This is a genomic window from Chitinophaga eiseniae (genome assembly GCF_012641265.1).
Classification (GTDB): Bacteria; Bacteroidota; Bacteroidia; order Chitinophagales; family Chitinophagaceae; genus Chitinophaga; species Chitinophaga eiseniae_A.
Genome location: NZ_JABAHZ010000005.1, coordinates 485109 through 505304, shown reverse-complemented (window position 1 = coordinate 505304; position 20196 = coordinate 485109). Strand labels below are relative to the sequence as shown.

At 47.3% G+C, this 20196-nt stretch carries 14 protein-coding genes; 9 read left to right on the top strand and 5 right to left on the bottom strand.

Annotated features, from left to right (window positions below):
- Nucleotides 1-32: 32 nt before the first annotated feature.
- A complete protein-coding gene (gene dcd, locus HGH91_RS22025; RefSeq protein ID WP_168740947.1) occupies nt 33-569 on the bottom strand; it encodes a dCTP deaminase in 537 nt (178 codons plus the stop codon).
- A 121-nt stretch (nt 570-690) separates the two neighbouring features.
- Between dcd and HGH91_RS22020 the strand changes: the two genes are divergently transcribed.
- The 7 genes from HGH91_RS22020 to lpdA all read left to right on the top strand — a co-directional run bounded on the left by HGH91_RS22020 (nt 691) and on the right by lpdA (nt 8772).
- A complete protein-coding gene (locus HGH91_RS22020; RefSeq protein WP_168740946.1) occupies nt 691-1311 on the top strand; it encodes a 4'-phosphopantetheinyl transferase family protein in 621 nt (206 codons plus the stop codon).
- A gap of 33 nt (nt 1312-1344) precedes the next feature.
- A complete protein-coding gene (locus tag HGH91_RS22015; protein ID WP_168740945.1) occupies nt 1345-1839 on the top strand; it encodes a shikimate kinase in 495 nt (164 codons plus the stop codon).
- 1 nt (nt 1840) lies between these two features.
- Complete coding sequence (locus tag HGH91_RS22010) at nt 1841-2233, top strand: DUF423 domain-containing protein (protein ID WP_145672785.1); 393 nt, start codon at nt 1841-1843, stop codon at nt 2231-2233.
- A 13-nt stretch (nt 2234-2246) separates the two neighbouring features.
- A complete protein-coding gene (locus tag HGH91_RS22005; RefSeq protein ID WP_168740944.1) occupies nt 2247-3659 on the top strand; it encodes an alpha/beta hydrolase family protein in 1413 nt (470 codons plus the stop codon).
- Nucleotides 3660-3762: 103 nt separating this feature from the next.
- Nucleotides 3763-6414, top strand: a complete 2652-nt coding sequence (locus HGH91_RS22000; RefSeq protein WP_168740943.1) for an FtsK/SpoIIIE family DNA translocase — start codon at nt 3763-3765, stop codon at nt 6412-6414.
- Between the two features lie 134 nt (nt 6415-6548).
- Complete coding sequence (locus HGH91_RS21995; RefSeq protein ID WP_168740942.1) at nt 6549-7208, top strand: LolA family protein; 660 nt, start codon at nt 6549-6551, stop codon at nt 7206-7208.
- Nucleotides 7209-7365: 157 nt separating this feature from the next.
- Complete coding sequence (gene lpdA, locus HGH91_RS21990; RefSeq protein WP_168740941.1) at nt 7366-8772, top strand: dihydrolipoyl dehydrogenase; 1407 nt, start codon at nt 7366-7368, stop codon at nt 8770-8772.
- Nucleotides 8773-8851: 79 nt separating this feature from the next.
- Here lpdA and HGH91_RS21985 read toward each other — a convergent pair whose 3' ends face one another.
- Nucleotides 8852-11071, bottom strand: a complete 2220-nt coding sequence (locus HGH91_RS21985; protein WP_168740940.1) for a DUF6055 domain-containing protein — start codon at nt 11069-11071, stop codon at nt 8852-8854.
- A 362-nt stretch (nt 11072-11433) separates the two neighbouring features.
- A complete protein-coding gene (locus HGH91_RS21980) occupies nt 11434-14241 on the bottom strand; it encodes a S8 family serine peptidase (RefSeq protein ID WP_168740939.1) in 2808 nt (935 codons plus the stop codon).
- Between the two features lie 554 nt (nt 14242-14795).
- Here HGH91_RS21980 and HGH91_RS21975 point away from each other — a divergent pair.
- Nucleotides 14796-15620, top strand: coding sequence for a M57 family metalloprotease (locus tag HGH91_RS21975; RefSeq protein ID WP_168740938.1), 825 nt, complete (start codon nt 14796-14798; stop codon nt 15618-15620).
- 190 nt (nt 15621-15810) lie between these two features.
- Here the strand turns inward: HGH91_RS21975 and HGH91_RS21970 are convergent, their stop codons facing one another.
- The gene (locus HGH91_RS21970) at nt 15811-16881 is read right to left on the bottom strand and encodes a sensor histidine kinase (protein ID WP_168740937.1); all 1071 of its coding nucleotides are present in this window, start codon (nt 16879-16881) and stop codon (nt 15811-15813) included.
- Between the two features lie 166 nt (nt 16882-17047).
- On the opposite strand from HGH91_RS21970, the gene HGH91_RS21965 reads away from it, so the two are divergent.
- Complete coding sequence (locus tag HGH91_RS21965; protein ID WP_211092385.1) at nt 17048-19210, top strand: S46 family peptidase; 2163 nt, start codon at nt 17048-17050, stop codon at nt 19208-19210.
- Nucleotides 19211-19285: 75 nt separating this feature from the next.
- On the opposite strand, the gene HGH91_RS21960 is transcribed toward HGH91_RS21965, so the two are convergent.
- A complete protein-coding gene (locus HGH91_RS21960) occupies nt 19286-20179 on the bottom strand; it encodes a class I SAM-dependent methyltransferase (RefSeq protein ID WP_168740936.1) in 894 nt (297 codons plus the stop codon).
- Between the last annotated feature and the right edge of the window lie 17 nt (nt 20180-20196).

Genomic DNA, 20196 nt, shown 5'->3' with positions numbered 1-20196 from the left:
GCTTTTTTTCTTTGCGCCTTTGCGGGAAAAGACTAAAATTCGTTGCGCCACATCATGCTTTCTACCGGCTTTACTGTGCGGCCATTATATTTGGCGTTGCCTTTCCGGTTGTAGAGTATTTCTACTTCTCCTTCCACCACAAAGTAAATCAGCTGGCCAATGGGCATACCGGCGTATATACGCACGGGTTGGGCACAGGAAATTTCCAGTGTCCAGGTATTGCAGAAACCCACATCGCCTTTACCGGCAGTAGCGTGGATGTCGATACCTAAACGACCTGTGCTGGACTTACCTTCCAGGAAAGGAACATGTGCATGTGTTTCGGTATATTCTTCTGTTACGCCCAGGTACAGGGTGCCTGGTTGTAAAACATAGCCTTCTTCAGGTATTTCGAAATGCTCTATTTCATTGTGTTTCCGCGCATCCAGTACCCGGTCTTTATAGGTAGCCAGGTGCTTGCCCAGGTGTACATCATAGGAATTGGTACCCAGGTATTTCCGGTCATAAGGAGCAATAACGATAGTGCCTTTTTCAATTTCCTCCAGGATCCGTTTGTCTGACAAAATCATCTTAGTCGTTTGGTTTTAGTGAGCTGTAGTGTTAGCTTTTGATTTTCAGCTGTTAGGGTTTCGTTAAAGACGAAGCGCCAAAAACTGTTTTTTCTGCTTTTTTGCTTTAATTTGGCAAGATATGCCATTAATACGAACGATACAAATTGAACCGGAAACCAGGCTGGGAGTATGGAAGATCACAGAGACAGAAGACTTTTTCCGGCAACAGGTAAATATCAGCCCCGCTATCCATCATCCGCATAAACGGTTACAGCATTTTGCGGGAAGATACTTGCTGGTAACGCTTTTTCCGGAATTTCCGGTGCACGGTATTATGGTCACAAACAGCCGGAAACCAGTACTGGCCTGCAATAGTTATCATTTTTCCATTTCTCACTGTGGCGACTATGCTGCGGCTATTGTGAGTACCAAAGCGGCAGTAGGCATAGATATTGAAGAGGTGAAGCCGAAAATTGAAAGGGTATCACATAAATTCCTCGGCCCGGCAGAAAGATCGTTTATAGACCCTGCACATGAGCTGGTCCATAAAACCATCTGCTGGAGCGCCAAAGAGGCTATGTTTAAATGGTATGGCCAGGGAAGTGTTGATTTTAAAGAAAATATGCGGTTGCACCCCTTTGTTTATCAACAGGCTGGTTTTATTACCGCCGATTTTAACAAAGAGGATACAAATACCCGGTTATATTTGCAATATATTATGGAAAATGACCTATGCCTGGCATGGACTCATCCTGCGTGAGGAAAGGATTTATTAAGCACTGTTGCGTTATTTATGAAGATATATTTACTAGGTTTTATGGGCGCCGGCAAATCCTACTGGGGAAAACAGCTGGCAGATCACTGGCAGCTTCCCTACTATGATTTGGATGAAGTAATTGTAGAAGCAGAAGAAATGGCCATTGCAGACATCTTTGCCACTAAAGGGGAAGATTATTTCCGGGAGCGCGAAAGTACACTGCTCCGGGAATTGTCTGAACAGGAAAATTTCCTGATCTCCTGTGGCGGTGGTACTCCCTGCTTCCAGGAAAATATGGATTTTATGAATGATCACGGGACTACCATCTGGATTAATCCTTCCCTGGAAACCATGGTAGAACGGCTGGAACGCAAAAAATCCAAACGCCCGCTGATTGCCGACCTGGAAGGGGAAGACCTGGTGGGATTCGTGGAAAAGAAACTGGCAGAGCGACTGCCCTTCTATCAGCAATCACAGCACATCATTTCATCGGATAATATTTCATTGGATACCTTTACGCAAAATTTCTAGTATGCATAAGAGTTTTTTAGTTTGGGCGGCAGTATTAGGCGCATTGGCAGTCATCTTGGGTGCATTCGGTGCACATAAGCTGAAAGAGCTGGTGCCCCCGGAAACTGTATCTACTTTTCAGACAGGCGTTACTTATCAATTTTATCACGTTTTTGCGTTATTAGCTACAGGAATTCTTTTTGCACAACTTCCCGGTGGCCAGCTGGAATGGGCAGGAAGATGTTTTATCATTGGCATACTCCTGTTTTCGGGGTCATTATACCTGCTCACCGTACTGAAAATGACAGGTAATGTGGGATTAAAAGGCATTGGTATTCTCACCCCCATTGGTGGTGTATTTTTTATAGCAGGTTGGATTTGCCTGTTGTCAGGCATTCTGAAATTAAAAGCATAAACAGGAGCTTTGTATGTTTAAAGGTTTTTGGGTGTTAATACTGGGTTGCCTGGTAGGTTCAACGACAATGGCACAGGATAACCCGGCAATGACCGGTAAGTGGTATGGGGTCTTTAAACTGTACTATGGCGAAAAGAAAAGGGTGATAGTAGACCTGCTGCCCGAGGGCGCAGGATATACCGGCCATTTGCAGTTGCCCGACCTGCCCGAATCAGAAACGCTGGATTTCGAAACGGTCGTCTACCGGAAAGACACGCTACTATTGCGTATCAGTGAAGTGGGATTTGCTTACTCCGGCGTATGGGACGCGGCAAGCCAGCAATTTAAAGGTATTGCCAGCTTTGGGAATGATAAAGGCGCACTGGACCTGGGGAAAAAGGAAGTGCCCAAAGAGAGCCTGTATAACCGGCCACAGGAGCCTAAACCACCGTTTCCTTACCTGACACAGGAAGTCAGGTTTAATAATACCAAGGATAAAGTATCTTTATCAGGAACCTTTACCCGTCCGGCAGCTCCCGGGAAATACCCGGTAGTGGTGATGTTGAGTGGCTCAGGACCACAAAACCGGGATGAAGAAATTGCCGGGCATAAACTTTTCCTGGTATTGGCCGATTATTTTGCCCGTAATGGCATAGCTTCACTGCGGTACGACGACAGGGGCGTTGGGAATTCCACCGGTGTGTATGACTCTTCATCCATCTATGACTTCGCCCATGATGCCGTTACAGCAATGGGATACCTGAAAACGAGGACAGACGTGGATGTAGCGAATATAGGCCTGCTCGGACACAGCGAAGGGGCCATGATCGCCGAAATTGCGGCGGCCAACAACCCGCTGGTGGCTTTTGTGATATCTATGGCCGGTCCGGGCCTGCCCGGACGCGAGCTGGTAGACCGGCAGCTGGCGATTAAAAGCAAACTGGCGGGAGATAGTGACAGTGCCATCCTTGCCAGTCAGAAACGGCTGAAGCCCTACTGGGACCTGCTGGCCAGCGATCGTGACCTGGCTTCTCTGAAACCCGAAGCCGAAGCTATGCTCCGGAAATTATACCAGAGCTCCAGCGACGAAGAGAAAAAACAGCTCACGGAAGATGAAATGGTACAATCTACCGCCATGACGCTAACACCGGAAGCTATTTCTATATTGCGCTTTAAACCGGCCGAATACCTGAGGGCGATCAAATGCCCGGTTATGGCCATTAATGGTACAGAAGACATACAGGTAGATGCCACGGCTAATCTCAATGCTATCAGCCGTACTTTAAATGAATATGGCAATCTGCTGACGACAATACGTAAATTTGATGGACTAAACCATCTGTTCCAGCGTTGTAAAACCTGTAGAGAAAGTGAATATGGAGAATTGGAACAAACCATTGATCCCCTGGTGCCGGCATTTATTACACACTGGATCTTACAGTTGTAATCAACCACCCAGGTAATCCCAATTGAAGTTACACTGCTGTCACCATTTAGTATCAACCATCGTACTGAAGGCTGCAGCTGGCAGTAACAGCTAAAAGCTAATTATGTCCAGGAATAAACTGAAAACCGAAAAACCGGAAAACAAAAAACCGAAAGGCGCCGCACCTAACCCGGATGTGTTGAAGAAAGACAAGGAGCCTGAGGTAAAAGTAAAAGAGCTCGTAAAAGATGAACGTACCCACAAAGTCATGGGGGTATTCTTCCTCTTACTGTCTGTTTACTGCTTTATTGCATTCACTTCTTACCTGTTTACCTGGGAAGATGACCAGGATAAAATATTTCATTATTCTACCCGGGAATTATTTTTCGGAGATGTAAAAGTTGATAACCTGCTGGGCCGCCTCGGAGCTTACGTATCGCACAACTTTTTCTTTTATGGGGTAGGTATTGCAGCTTACCTGTTTTGCTATTTCTTCTTTATCATAGGTATCAACTTTATCGTAGGCCGACGCGTATTCCGCGTTTGGCGCAATGTAAAGTATATTCTCTTCGGCCTGCTCTTCATCAGTATGTCGATGGCGTTTATTGCCGGTGGTTACAACTTCCCCTGGGGAGGCGCCTTGGGCGATGCCCTGAATAAATGGACTTCCGGCTTTGTAGGCAAAACCGGTACAGCCCTGTTGCTCCTGGTAGTGGGCTTTTCCTGGCTGATCTGGAAATTTAATTTCAGCTTCAAATGGCCGGAGAAAAAGGTGAAACTGCCGAAACCCGTGCCGGCAGCTACTCCTGCTGCTCCCGTACCACAGGCAGCCACTACTGCCGCACCGGTAGCGGCCAAAGACGATCCGCGCAAAAATGGACTGAAAGATAACGGGGTGATGGTCATCCCGCCACACCTGGAGGAAGAGGAAGACGAAGAGGGACTGCCACCATTGCAGCTGATAGAAAAAGAAGATATCACCGTTATCCCTTCCCATGCGCCGTACATGCCGCCGGTGGCGGCTCCTGTAGCAATGCCCGAACCGGAAGAGGCGTTTGACGATGAATTATCTCCCGAAGAGGAAGAAGAAGAGGAAGAAGAAGATCCCGGACCGTTACTGTATATAGAAGAAAAAGTAGAGCCGCCGCTTCCGCCGCTGAAGAAAAAGAATGAGCCAGGTGAAGTAGCATTCGAAATCAAGCCCACTTACCAGGATGAGGAAGATGAGGTAGAAGAAGTAGTACCTTCCCGCCCCGTGGAACCGGTAGATCCATTTGATCCGTCGCTGGACCTGAGAGATTATAAGTTCCCGACGCTGGACCTGCTGGAAAACCATAACGCCGATAAGGTGATTGTTCAGGACACTACAGAACTGGAGAAGAATAAAAACCAGATCATTGATACGCTCAAGAATTATGACATCTCCATACAGAAAATCAGTGCTACCGTAGGTCCTACTGTGACCCTGTATGAAATAGTACCGGCGGCCGGTGTACGTATTTCCCGGATTAAGAACCTGGAAGATGATATTGCGCTGAGCTTATCTGCATTGGGTATCCGTATCATTGCGCCTATCCCGGGTAAGGGTACCATTGGTATAGAGGTGCCTAATGTGAAGAAGTCGATCGTATCGCTGAAGAATATGCTGGCCTCGGAGAAGTTCCAGACCAGCACCATGGACCTGCCTATTGCCATTGGTAAGAAAATCGACAACGAAAACTTTATTGCCGACCTGGCTAAAATGCCGCACTTGCTGATGGCGGGTGCCACTGGCCAGGGTAAATCCGTTGGTATCAATACACTGTTGGTATCGCTGCTCTATAAAAAGCATCCTTCCCAGCTGAAGTTTGTATTGGTAGATCCGAAAAAGGTAGAACTTTCTCTCTATAAACTTATCGAGAAGCACTTCCTGGCGAAGCTGCCAGGGGAGGACGACGCGATTATTACCGATACCAAAAAAGTGATCCATACCCTCAATGCGCTTTGTATTGAGATGGACCTGCGCTACGACCTGCTGAAAGAAGCAGGTACCCGTAATATCCGGGAGTATAACGGTAAATTCACCCAACGTCGCCTGAACCCGCTGAAGGGGCATCGTTACCTGCCATTTATCGTGTTGGTGGTGGATGAGTTCGCTGATCTGATTATGACAGCCGGTAAAGAGGTGGAAATGCCGATTGCCCGTTTGGCCCAGCTGGCCCGTGCGGTGGGCATTCACCTGATTATTGCCACCCAGCGCCCGTCTGTTAACATTATTACCGGTACCATCAAGGCCAACTTCCCGGCCCGGGTGGCATTCAAGGTGTCTTCCAAAATCGACTCCCGTACCATCCTCGATATCGGCGGCGCCGAGCAGCTGATAGGACAGGGGGATATGCTGGTGTCCTTCAACGGAGAGCTGGTGCGACTGCAATGTGCGTTCGTGGATACGCCGGAAGTAGAGAGCGTGGCTGAATTTATCGGCAACCAAAAGGGCTACCCCGATGCCTTTCTGCTGCCGGAATATGTGGATGACAAAGATCCCGACGGCAAGGAGCTGAGCATCGCCGACCGCGATCCGCTGTTTGAAGAAGCCGCCCAGGTAATCGTTACCACCCAACAGGGATCTACATCTTTGCTGCAGCGCCGCATGAAACTGGGCTACAACCGGGCCGGCCGCCTCATGGACCAGCTGGAAGCAGCCAATATTGTGGGACCTAACATGGGAAGTAAAGCGAGGGAAGTGCTGGTAAGAACCGAAAGCGAGTTACAGGAAATCCTTAATAATTTGTTATAATATATTAAGGCATCGGGAATTTATTACCCATTTTCAGGAAATATATAGACTTTTGCACCCTGTAAAAGAACCAACAAGGTTATACCGGCATGGCATTTGCCTAGCGAGGGTAGCACAAACTAAAAAAAATTACGATGAAGAAATTTGTATTAACAGGAATGTTGTTGAGTGGTATCATTTTCAGCGGCATGGCACAATCTAAAGGAGCCTCAGACCCCAAGGCAAAGACTGTTTTAGATGGTGTTAGTAATAAATTCAAGTCATTAAAAACAGTAGTAGCCAATTTTATATTAAAAGTAGAAGGTGCCAATAACAGTGTAACCGATTCAAAAAAAGGAACCGTATACCTGAAAGGTGCTAAATACAAAGTAACCTTACCGGGACAGGAAATTATCAGCGATAACAAAACTTCCTGGACTTACGCCAAAGATGTAAACGAGGTAACTGTCAACAACGTAGACCAAAGCAGCAGCGCGATGACACCTGCCAAACTGTTTACCAACTTTTACGACAAAGATTACCTGTACAAACTGAACGGTGAAACCACCGAAAAAGGTAAAGTGCTGCAGAATATTGAGCTGACGCCGACCGACAAGTCCAAGAACGTTTTCAAGGTGATTGTGTCTATCGACAAGAAAAACCAAAGCATTGCCAAAATGAAGGTTTTTGAAAAGAATGGCAACCACTACACCTACGAAATCACCAATTTCACGCCTAACACCAATTTGAGTGATGCGTTATTTAGCTTCGATGCTAAAAAATATCCTGGCGTTGAAGTAGTAGATCTCCGATAGTAAAAAGTATAGCAGATAAAGCATAAAGCTGTTAGAGCGAATGATTTGGCCGGGTAACTACCGTGCTGGTCATTCGCTCTAACAGCTTTATGCTTTATGCTTTGCGCTTTCTGCTTATTTCTTTACCTTTGGCCAGTTCAATTTAAAATTAAACAATATGGCATACGACGTAATCGTAATTGGTAGTGGGCCCGGCGGATATGTGGCTGCTATCCGTGCTTCTCAGCTGGGATTTAAAACTGCAATAGTGGAAAGAGAGAACCTGGGTGGTATCTGTTTAAACTGGGGCTGTATTCCAACCAAAGCTTTATTAAAAACTGCACAGGTATTCGAATATACCCAGCATTCAAAAGACTATGGTATCACAGTAAGTGATGCAAAAGTAGAATTTGATGCGGTAATCAAACGTAGTCGCGGTGTTGCCGATAAAATGAGCAGGGGCGTTCAGTTCCTGATGAAAAAGAATAAGATTGATGTGTTAATGGGCAATGGTAAGTTAAAAACCAAAGGCCAGGTAGAAGTTACCGACAAAGACGGTAAAGCTACAGTATACGATGCTAAACACATCATCCTGGCTACCGGTGCACGTGCACGTGAACTGCCAAACCTGAAAATCGACGGTAAAAATGTAATTGGTTACCGCGAAGCCATGGTACTGCCTCAGCAGCCTAAATCCATGATCGTGGTAGGCTCCGGTGCTATCGGCGTTGAATTCGCTTACTTCTATGCTACCCTCGGTACTAAAGTAACCATCGTTGAATTCCTCCCCCGCATTGTACCAGTAGAAGATGAAGATATCTCCAAAGAACTGGAAAAAATATACAAAAAGAAAGGCATCGAAATCATGACTAACGCCTCTGTAGAAGCGGTGGAAGCCACTGGTAACGGTGTAAAAGCAAAAGTAAAAACCCAGACCGGCGAAATCACCCTGGAAGCAGACGTGGTACTGAGCGCGGTAGGTATCGCTGCCAATATCGAAAATATCGGTCTGGAAGGACTGGGTATCAAAACCGATAAAGGCCGTGTACTGGTAGATAAATACTACCAAACCAATGTACCGGGCGTTTACGCTATCGGCGACATGGTTCCTGGTCAGGCACTGGCACACGTAGCTTCTAAAGAAGGTATCGTTTGCGTGGAAGCCATCGCATACAATGAAAAGAAATATGCGCACAAACCAGAAACAATCGACTACATGAACATCCCAGGCTGTACTTATTGCGCGCCTGAAATTGCTTCTGTAGGTTACACTGAAAAAGCGGCTAAAGAAGCTGGTTACGAAGTGAAAGTGGGTAAATTCCCATTCTCTGCTTCCGGTAAAGCTTCTGCTGCCGGCGCTACTGAAGGCTTCGTAAAAGTAATTTTTGATGCTAAATACGGCGAATGGTTAGGTACCCACATGATTGGCGCCAACGTAACTGAAATCATCGCTGAAACAGTAGTAGCACGCAAACTGGAAACTACTTACCAGGAAGTGCTGGATTCTATCCACCCGCACCCAACTATGAGCGAATCTGTAAAAGACGCTATAGAAGTAGCTTACGGCGAAGCGATTCACCTGTAATAATACATTGTAAATACAGCAACAGCCGTTCTGATCTGATCAGAGCGGCTGTTTTGCTTTATTACTTTACTGGTTGTCGCTATTCCGTTACGACCAACTTCTCTATCGCTGTTTTATTGCCTCCCGTAGCACGCAGATAATATACGCCACTGGTCTTGCTCCAGTCTTTCACCCGCAGGGTAGCTGTTCTGCTACGCTGCAGGTCTTTTACATGCACCGGCGCACCCTGGTTGTTGTAAATAATTAATTGCACATTACTGCTGGCAGCAAATCCCTCCAGCGCAACGGTAAACTGGTTGCTCACCGGGTTAGGGGAAATGCGTATACGGGTATTGCCTGTACTGCTGCCTATTTTAGCGAATGCCGGCGTTAAAGTGCTGCTATCGACATCAGCAGTGCTGAGGGTACCGTTACAGGACGGAGTGGTACTCCAGGCCATCTGGGCATCGGTAAACTGGGTCCAGGCACTGTTGATATCCACGTTAGACGCGTCGCCGGCGCCTTTGCCGTCGCAATCGTTGCGGCCATTATTGGAGTGAGGCACCTGCAGGTAGGTACCGTTGGTGGCACAGCTGCCGATTTCGGCATCGCCGCCTACTATCACGGAATTGCCGAAGGTAACGCCCCATTCCAGCGCATCGCCTGTTACATTAACATTACCGGAAACGGTACAGTTGGTGAGCACGGCATTGTCGGTAATGATGGCACTGCCGGTATATGAACCTCCATAAATGCTGGCATTACCGCTAATGGTAACGGTATTGCCTACGGTGGCATTTTCTACCCAGGCATTGCCGGTAATTTGGGCCGTACCTGTAATGTTGGAGTTGCCCAGCACAATGGCTTTTGGGCCTACATAAGCCGTAGATGCCACGCTGGCGCTGTTGGCTACCCAGCCGCCTCCGTTCGTATGCGTGTGCCCGTTAGTTTTGTAGGCGGAGCGGAAAGTGCTCTGGTAGCCTTCAGGTACGGCATTGGCTATACGGAGCTCGTATGGATAACGCCTGATCTTGGGCCATCCGGGTTCCCATACATAACTGGTGTGGGTAGTGGGCGCGCCCATGACCACCAGGTACAGCTGACTTTCATTACTGTTCATCGTGAAACTGATTTCGCTTTCGTTGGCCGTAGCAGTGGCGCCGTACCGGGAAATAGTGCCGTCAGCCAGGGTGGCCACAAAGCCGTATCGCCAGCCTGCCGTGCTGTTGACCTCCGTATGCCCTTTGAATTTCACGGTTACGTTACGGCCGCTGCAGGTAGTATACAAGGGAATGATATTATAGCCGTAGTCTTGCGGAGCACTGGCATTGTCGATCTTATATCTCCCGGTGCCGGCGCTGATTTGCTGCAACATGGTGTATAAGCGCCAGATATAATGGGGTTCCTGTGTTTTGAGCCGGTCGCGCTCTGCTTTATAGATAGCGCCGAAATTATTGACGGTATAGTCGCAGGCTACTTCCCTTTTGACATAGTCAAACATAAAATCGTTGAGTTGCGCCTGTGTCCAGCTTTTTAGCCGCCGGTAGGTCATCAGCGGATGTTCGCCGGCAGAGGAACTGGTACGGATAGATTCCTTCCACAGCCGGTTTACCATGGTAATACCATCTACCTGTTGCATATACCACAGCATTTTAAAGGCATCGTAATGATGGCGGGTAGAGCTGTAATGGAACATGCTGGTAGCCATCCACCGGGGGAGGTCATCGTTCGCAAAACGGGGATACATTTGTGTACGCATAAAGTTGGCGTGGGTTTCCCAAAAGAAGCCGGCAGGTTCATAGTCATTGAAACCGCAGTTGGGGTTTTCCTGGATAGCAATCATACCCTGCAAACTGTGGGTGAGCTCATGACTGGTAACGCCGCCATCACGGGTAGCGTTCGGATGTACCCACATAGCACCGATTGTATTGCCATAAGTACCGCCAAATGCCCAGCCACTGGGTCCTCCACTGCCCCAGGTGTCATTCATCACAATGATGAGTTTGTACTTTCCCAGGTTCTTGGTAGCGGTGTCGGAGCAAAAGCCAATTTGCGCAATGTATTTGGTATAAATTTTCTCCAGCGTATCGCAAACTGCTACAGGATTGAAAGCCAGGTTTGGATCGCTGTAGGACGCGGGATTAGTGCCTACTACATTCCCCCAGAATACAACAAAGTTGGCCGACTGGTAACTCCGCGACCAGGACCAGGTGGATAGATAGGGATCCGTGCTGAATTCTGGCGGGATATAAACCGTTTTTTGAGCAGATAGCATCGTGGTCATGAATAAACAGGCAAGAAAGGATAGAACTTTTTTCATACAACATTGATTTGTGTGGTTTGGAATTATAGTTCAGAAAATTGGTTGATACAGAAGGGCTACCTGCCACAGTAAGGGAGTCGGGCACACGGGTCTTTGGCGGATAATTTACAGGGCTATTGATTCTTTGACTATCGGGTTTTCGGATCTTATCCTGGTGATAACTGTTATGTAATTTTAACTGTCTTGTTGACAATTAAAATTAAAACTTCAGTATAATTATTTTCTCTCTGATCTTAACTTGTTATTGACGGATTTTACCCTTGGCGATAAGGCCACTCGTGGTTGTTGCAGCGGGAATAATGGCATAAGTAAGGCTGCTGCGGCCTATTACCGGAGACGGGGAATATTATAGATGTTTGTTAAGGTTGTTTTACAAACTGCCTGGAAAAGATCCGTTTATTGTCCAGGTAGATACTGCAGTTATAAATGCCATTGGCCAGCTGTTGCAGCGGTACTATCTCCTGGGTATCTTCCAGGTTGCGTTGCAACACAATGCGCCCGCTCATGTCTGTGATGACCATTTTCCGGCTACGGGTTTCTTTATCTAGGATATATAGCTGGGCGGCAGCAGGATTGGGAAACAGGAGAATATTGTTGTTGATCAGCATTTCCACGGTAACGGGATCTGAGTAAATAAATTGACCATCGGTGGTTTCCAGCTTTACGCGGTAGCGCTGTAATCCTTCTGTAACACTGTTGTCGAGGTAGTTGAAGTTGAGGACAGTCCCCGTGGATTGTTCTCCCAGCAAAAGCCAGCCCCTGGCGGATAGGCGTTCCCAGTAAAATTTTTTTAGATGATAATCACTACCCAGTGTGAGCGACAGTAACACTTTGTTATCGGTAGTTTTATCTGCCAGCAGGTTTTCTATATAGCATCCTACACCTTGCTGGCTATAATTAAGGGCGTAGCTGCGCATACCCGTCCATCCTGTTGTGGCAATAGGGCTTACGGCAAAGTATAGGGACTTCACCGCCGATTTGCTGATGAATGCAAAGGTATCACGCGTTTGGCTATACGGCATTAATTGTTCATTGCCCAGTGTGTACAACTGGTAGCCCGCTGCATTGGGTTGTGTATTCCAGTACAACAGCACACTGTCGGTACAATTGAAGCCGGTATGTATAGTAAGGGTAGGAGATATATAACAGGGGGCACTGACAAACGACGTATCCGTTAACGTTAGCTTCAGCCACACCTTGCTGAATAGTTCCGGTACCTGCCAGTTGTATAACCCCTGTTGTACCGGTACCTGTTGGGCAATAGGAAGCCAGGTGCGGCCACTGTCGGTACTATAGGAAATATCACTGTTACCACTATACGTAGTTTGCCACTGCAGTGGCAGGGTTTGCCCGGCGCCCAATATGCGTTCCGGAGCAGGGTTTTGCCATTGGAAAGTTTTTACAGGGGTAAATTCATACGCCAGGTAAAAAGGTTGAGTACCGGAAGGTATCCGTGTGCCTTTTACAGTAAGCTGCATAATGCCGCTGGCTGGTTGCAGGATGCTAATCTGTTCTGTGTTATTGATACTGTCGCGCCCTCGTTTCGCCGGTAATGCCAGGGAGTCGGCCAGGGGATAACTGCTGAGCACCCATGGTTGCCAGGTTCGCCGGTCGGCAGTTACCGCTGTCAGATCCAGGTCGTTTATAAGCGCTTGTGGCGCATTGACGGCGGCGGGTGGATCATTCCAGCAGAGGGTTACTTTTAGCTCCTGTATGCCGGCAGGAACGGTGATCTGGAAGGTGCTTTCTTTTTGGTTGCCTGCTTCACCCTGGAGTACCCGATGATCACGGATCGTTTGTAAGGCGGCCAGCGCATGCAGGTTGCCATAACCGCGATCATAGGCTGGGAGCAGCCCGGCAGCACGTTGGGCGCTGTTAATGATCACTGCTTTCACCAGGGCCGATGACAGGGGAGTATTGTATTGTTGACGCCAGGCGTCCTGTAGTAACGCCACCACACCTGAGGTAAGGGCTGCGGCGCCGGAGGTACCATCCTGACCATAGGCGGTAATATCGGGCTTAATGCGGCCATCGTAGGCCGGACCCCGGGAGCTGAGTGCCATCATGTTTAGCGCGTCGTCTGTACCACCTGCTACGATTACATTTTTGGCCTGCTTGAAATTACCGGACAGGTTAGCATAATTCGCCAGTCCCTGGTACCGGCCGGATGTAGACGCCTGGGTGCCTATATTGCCGGAAGAGTACACATGTACAATTGTATCGGCTTCGTGGATCTGTTGGTCATACGCCACCGCTTCCGTCCCATAATAATTTTCAATGGCCGTCCCATAAGAGTGGTTCTGTACGGTGATGTTTCCCTGCGTATAGTAGTTGTTGTCATCTGGGAGCAGACTGCTGTTGAAATCTGCGCTGCTGAGTTTTACTTCCGGTGCTACGCCCAGGCCCTTATCACCGCTATTGCCGGCTCCGCCTATGAGGGTGGCCATAATCAAGGCGTGAGAGCTGTTTTGTGACGATGTATAAGACGAGGAAAGATACCTGCCGAGCAAATCAATATCTGTTGTATCGAAAAGATCTTCTTTAACGGAAACGGATACACGTTGTCCACGTATTAATGGAAATTGTTGCTGGGCGATGTTAATGCGGTTGGCAGTAAGGTTACTGGTATTAATGATAATTTCTGTGGAAGGATGCCTGATGATATCGGCAAAAGATATAGCGGGTTGACTGATAAATGCGGGCCAATCCTGCTTTTTTACTTTCACCACGGCTGTGCTGTACTGTGCAGTATACCGCTGCACGCTGGCATAAGGCAAATGACCGCCTGAAATGGTACAGCGTATCTGCATCATCATGCTATCCTGCGGCCCCGCTTTTTCTACTTGTGCCAGTAACATGGCACTGGCCTTATAAGCCTGGCTGGCCCGATAGCAATACACTATCAGGCTGTCGGCCGGCAGTTGCTGTAATATGTAATGTTGACGCGTAATCGATTGCATGAGCCCATATTGTTGCAGGGCAGCCGCTTTGGGCGTCGTTTTGAATTTTACGAGAAAGGGGCCGTTTGGATGTGATAGGGTAACAGTGTCGGCTGCATATCTTGCGGGTATCGTATCTGCCATAATTTTTTGCTGTGCAGCAACGGGGTAACAGGAGTATAGCAGCAAAGCCAGTAAGGGCCATATTTTCACGGTTATTAGCTTCATGCGGGGATGATGGCAACAGGTACTTGATTTTGGTTTAGTGTTGCTACTTAAAGCTACTGTATTTTACTTGTGCAACACAATTTTTTAGACGGTTCCCCGCAAAATATTTTTTTTAAATTGAACGAAAGTTGTAATATTGAAAGAGGAAATTCTAAGTAGTAAATCAACAAAATCTGAGCAACGATTGGTAAAAACCATTTCACATTTTAATCAATCTGTAGAGCAAATTTGAGCAAGTCTGGATGACCGGAAACACCCGGTGGCAATGAATCATAACCCAATCATTAAAATTTAAGGTAATGCCCTTTGAGGCATTGAGCTATTGTATGCATCCAAAAAGAGAGCACAGTCTTACTGAAGTTTTTTTGGAGAAATAAATATAGCTGGAGCAATTGCATTTGCAGCAAGGGGAACGCTATTTTAAATAGTTGGCACCCCTGATGTTAACTCGCTGTAGATCATTGCTGGTATTTAGTTTAGTAGTAATTGCATGTTTACAAAAACAGGCAAAACGGATATTTTTTTCTTAACCAAAAATCCAAAAATCTGAATCTATGAGAAAACAATCAATTCCTGCTCTCTGCTGCATGGCAGCAGCATTTGTATTTGCGTCCTGCCAGAAGAATGGCGCAAAGCAGGAGGTGCAGCCAAACCCCGTGTCTGCAGAAGTGTTGGCCCAAATTAAAGCAAATGGCTTCAGCACTGATAACGTGCAGAAAACAGAAGATGGTTACCTCGTGGAAGGCGACATCCTGCTTACTGCCGATCAGCTGAAGGAAAAAGTTATTAGCCCTGTTCTCCGGGTTGCTAATACCGAACAGTATCGCACCAATTACCTGGTAACCGCGTTGCCCCGCGTGATTACGGTAAAAGTTGTTAACCTGGGAACTGCCTTTGTTGCCGGAACAGATACCGCTATTGCCCGCTACAACAGGCTGAACCTCCGCGTTAAGTTCCAACGCATTACCAGCGGTACGCCAACTATCACCATCAAAGGATTTAACCAGGGCCCCAGCGGTGGTTACATCACCCTTGGATCTTCCGGTTTCCCTACCAGCGGTGGAAATCCTTATGGCACTATCAAGATGAACACCAACCAGTACGCTTATGGATCCAATCCTAATGTACTGTATGTAGGTTCTGTAATCCAGCACGAAATCGGTCACTGTATCGGTATGCGTCATACCGACTATATGGACCGCTCCTACAGCTGTGGTGGTAGCGCTGTAAATGAAGGCGATGGCGGCGTAGGTGCCATCAATATTCCTGGCACACCTACCGGACCAGATGCTAACTCCTGGATGCTCGCCTGCTCCAATGGCGGCAACCGTACCTTCAACGCCAATGACGTTATTGCCTTAAATTATCTGTATCACTAAGCACCGCATTGATACGTGAGCTAACCTGTCAACAGGTATGCCGGTTCTTCGGATGGCGTATAAGGAAAGTATAACAAGGGACGCATCTCCCAAAATTACTTTCTATATCCGCTTACCGGAACCGGCATATCTATACGCTGTACATTCTGCCTGTTTATCTATCATTTTTATTGTTCCAGCGCATAATTTGTTATACCTGCAGCTGTAAAGAAATGGCATAAGCGCCGTTGTCTTCCCGGATCTCCAATTCATACCTGTCGGGATACAGGTGGTCGAGGCGCTGCCGGGTATTGGCAATGCCTATACCGGGGCGTTGCATATCATCGGTTATCCTGAACAATTTATTGCTGCAGAAAAAATGAATATGTTTTTCTGAAGTATTCAGCAGGATATTGATTTCTGACGCTTCGTGGTTGCTTACGCCGTATTTGAAAGCGTTTTCCAGGAAAGGAAGCAATACCAGCGGCGCAATACACTTAATGCCCGGAGAGCCGGTAACGGCGAAGTTGACTTTTGTTTTACTGGTCAGGCGAAGCTTTTGCAGATCGATATAGTCCCGCAAACAATCAATCTCATTTTCCAGCAGTACATAATCGTGCCGGGTATCTTCAGTTACATACCGCAGCATGTTGGATAACTTCATGATGCTCGTGGCGGTATGATCGCTGCGTGTCATGGCCAGCGAATAAATATTGTTGAGGGTATTAAACAGGAAATGGGGATTGATCTGGGCTTTGAGAAAAGATAGTTCTGCCTGGGTTTTACGGGTTTCCGCGTACAGGGCGCGTTGTTCGGTTTGCCGCCATCGCTGCGTGGTTTCTATGGCAATGCTCAGGGCAATGGTGAGCAGGAACAGGAAGTCGCTGACAACATCAATCTGCACAGGCGGATGCCCTTCCAGCTCCGTAGGAGCCGGAGCTAGTGGATGCCACCGCCACCCGGCTTCCATGGGAGGATGTGGAAACCGGCGGAACAAATGATCAAAAGGCTGCATGTAATTAACCATGATCAGCATCAATCCCACCGCCAGGAAATATAGTACATATAACTTCCTGAAATACAAGCGGGGAAACAGGAAAGTAGTATGGAAATAAAACAATGCTACATAGGTTACCAGGAATACCAGGTAATCAGCTGAAAATAAAATAGAAAGTGCCTTACGGTCGCCCGTTTGCCCGCTGATAAACAGCAGGGGTAAACTCAGACATATAAGCCACCCTGTGATGTGAGCTATTACTACCGAGAATTTTAACCGGAACATTTACGACAGATAGATATCTGATGAAATTGCGGCAATCCGCTGAGATAAGAAACCGTATCTCTGTCAACAGCAGGTTTATATCGATGAATACGGGAAACATCGGGTTATCTTTTCCGGCCTCCCCGAATTATAGTAAATTGCCTCTTTTATAAAAAGAATATCAGATATGTTGCAACGAATCGTGAAACCGGTGTTGTTGTTAGTACTCCTCGTACTCACAAAATACACCTATGCTACAGAAGGGATGTGGCTGCCGCAGCTGCTCTCCGGCCTTAATGAAAAGGAGATGAAAGGAATGGGAATGAAAATTACGGCCGCAGATATTTATAATATCAACAAAGGCAGCCTGAAAGATGCCATTGTCAGCTTTGGCGGATTTTGTACGGCAGAAGTGATTTCAGAACAGGGACTCCTGCTTACCAATCACCACTGCGGTTATGATGCTATTCAAAAACACTCTTCCCTCCAGAATAATTTCCTGGAAAATGGTTTCTGGGCTAAGTCAGCGGTAGAAGAGCTACCTAATCCCGGTTTGTTTGCCACCTTCATTGTACGTATCGACGATGTTACCAAAGCCGCCCTCCAGGATGTAAAGCCCGGAATGAGCGAAAGAGATCGCCAGTCAGCCATAGATAAACGTTTAAACGACATTAAACAATCCGCCCGCCGCGAAAGCTGGCAGGAGGTAATGGTAAAGCCTTTTTACGAAGGCAACCAGTATTTCCTGTTTGTGACCGAAACCTACCGCGATGTAAGATTGGTAGGAGCTCCACCCTCTGCGATCGGGAAGTTTGGTTCCGATACCGACAACTGGGTATGGCCACGTCATACAGGCGATTTTTCGATGTTTCGCATCTATGCCGGTAAAGATGGTCGCCCGGCTCCTTATTCAAAGGATAATGTGCCTTTAAAGCCGAAATATGCCCTCACCATTTCCCTGAAGGGACTGAAACAAAATGACTTTACCATGGTGCTGGGTTTTCCTGGCCGTACTACGGAATATCTTCCTTCGGAAGGCGTTAAACAAACCGTGGACGTGCTGGATGCCGCTAAAGTGCAAATGCGCGATGCCGCCCTCAAAATCATGGACGGATATATGCGCAAAGACGAACAGATCAAAATCCAGTATGCTGCCAAATATGCCGGTACCGCTAACTACTGGAAGAAATGGATGGGAGAAATGCAGGGCGTAAAGCAAACCAAAGGGATTGCAAAAAAGCTGCAGTATGAAGATACCTACCGCCGGATGATGGAAACGAATCCCAAATGGAAGCAATCCTACAACGGCGTACTCGACTCGCTGAACGAATACTACCGCCAGATTCAGCCTTATGCACAAACGCGCGACTACTATAGCGAGCTGGTAAAAAATGTGGAAATATTTACGGTAGGCGACCGCCTGATCAATTTCCTGAACGACGTACACGAAAGGGGAGAAGGGCAGTATGAAAGCATGCGCCAGCAATTCCTGGAATCGATGCAGTCTTTTTACCAGAACTACAACGCCAGCGTGGACCATGATGTTTGTGCCAGCCTCATCGACCTGTACGCGAAAGGCGTACCGGCACAATACGCCGGCAATGACTTTGCCCGTATCTGGCAGGAAAATAATAAAGACGGCCGCGCATTGGCGGATAAGCTGTATGCAGCTACTAGCCTCACTTCTCCCGAAAAATTAAAAGCCTTTATACAGCAGCCCTATAACACCGTGATCGCCCAAATGTGGTCCGACCCGGCCACCCGCCTGGTAATGGCTACCCGTAAAGGCTTTGTGGATAATGTGAGCAAACCGCTGGCCGATATCCAGGCCAACATTAATAACCTGCAGCGTACTTATATGCAGGCACAAATGGACGTGATGGGCAGCAAGAAGAATTTTTATCCCGATGCCAACAGCACCCTGCGTGTTACCTATGGCAAGGTGGATGGCTACAACCCCCGCGATGCCGTACACTATGACTTTTATACGTACCTCGATGGGGTAATGGAAAAGTACATTCCGGGCGACTACGAATTTGATGTACCTGCACGCCTCATTGAATTGTATAAAAAGAAAGATTACGGACGCTATGGCGTAAACGGCCGCATGCCGGTTTGTTTCATTGCGTCTAATCATACCACCGGCGGCAACTCCGGCAGTCCCGCGCTGGATGCATACGGACACCTGGTCGGACTCAATTTTGACCGTACCTGGGAAGGTACCATGAGCGATATCAACTTCGATCCTTCTATCTGTCGCAATATCATGGTGGATATCCGCTATGTATTATTTGTGATTGATAAATATGCAGGATGTACCCGGTTAATACAGGAAATGAAAATTATTTAATAAACAGTGACCGGTTAAAATAGCAAGGGGGAGAAATTATATTTCTCCCCCTTGCTATTTAGTATATGTTCACGGTTATAATTTACACTCGTATACAATAGAGCTGCAGCGATCTACTGTTTTCAACCCTTTCCGGTAGGAGCGGAAACCGTGGAAGAAACCCTGGAACAGGCGGCTTTTACCGGTTTTATATTTTTCACTCAGCAGGCTTACATAAAAACCATCAAACACCATGGGGTGTTTCTTTACCAACCTGATCTGGTGTTGTGCCAATAAACTTTCCATCGAAGCAGGAGAAAAATGATACAGATGGCGGGGTACGTCGTAGGCCGCCCAGTAGGCTTTGTAATAATCTGCGTCAATGGAAGTATAGTTGGGAACGGCTATCAGTAAGGATCCGCCGGGCTTCAGCAGGGTACGGATATGATCGAGGTATCGATGCAGTTCGTGTACATGTTCCAGCACATGCCACATGGTAATGGCATCGTATTGTCCCGCTGGTAAAGTGTATAATGATTCAATGGGTAGCGCGGTGATATTGTAGATATCTTTTGCATTACGGCGGGCATTTTCATCGGGTTCCAGGCCGGTGACTGTCCAGCCACCCTGTTGCATATAATGGAGAAAAGCGCCGGTGCCGCTGCCTATATCCAGCAGGGTGCCGATTTTGATGCCGGCGGCATTGCGTACCCAGTTTTGTTTGGAGCGCAGGGTAATTTTCCTGACACTGTGATACAGCCGGTTAATAAGTCCCTGTTTGGTTTCGGAATGAGAAATATATTCCTGCGATTGGTAATAGCGGCCAATGTTGGTGTCATCCGGCACGTTTTGCGTGAAACGGCCGCCACAGCCTCCGCAATGGAAGATGTTAAAGGTTTCGTTGGATACAGTGTAGTCTTTGGCAGTAAGCGCTTCGTGTATCTGTGAAGAACCACAAAGCGGACAGTTGTTGTGATAGATTAAACTCATTTGAATGTTGAATACGC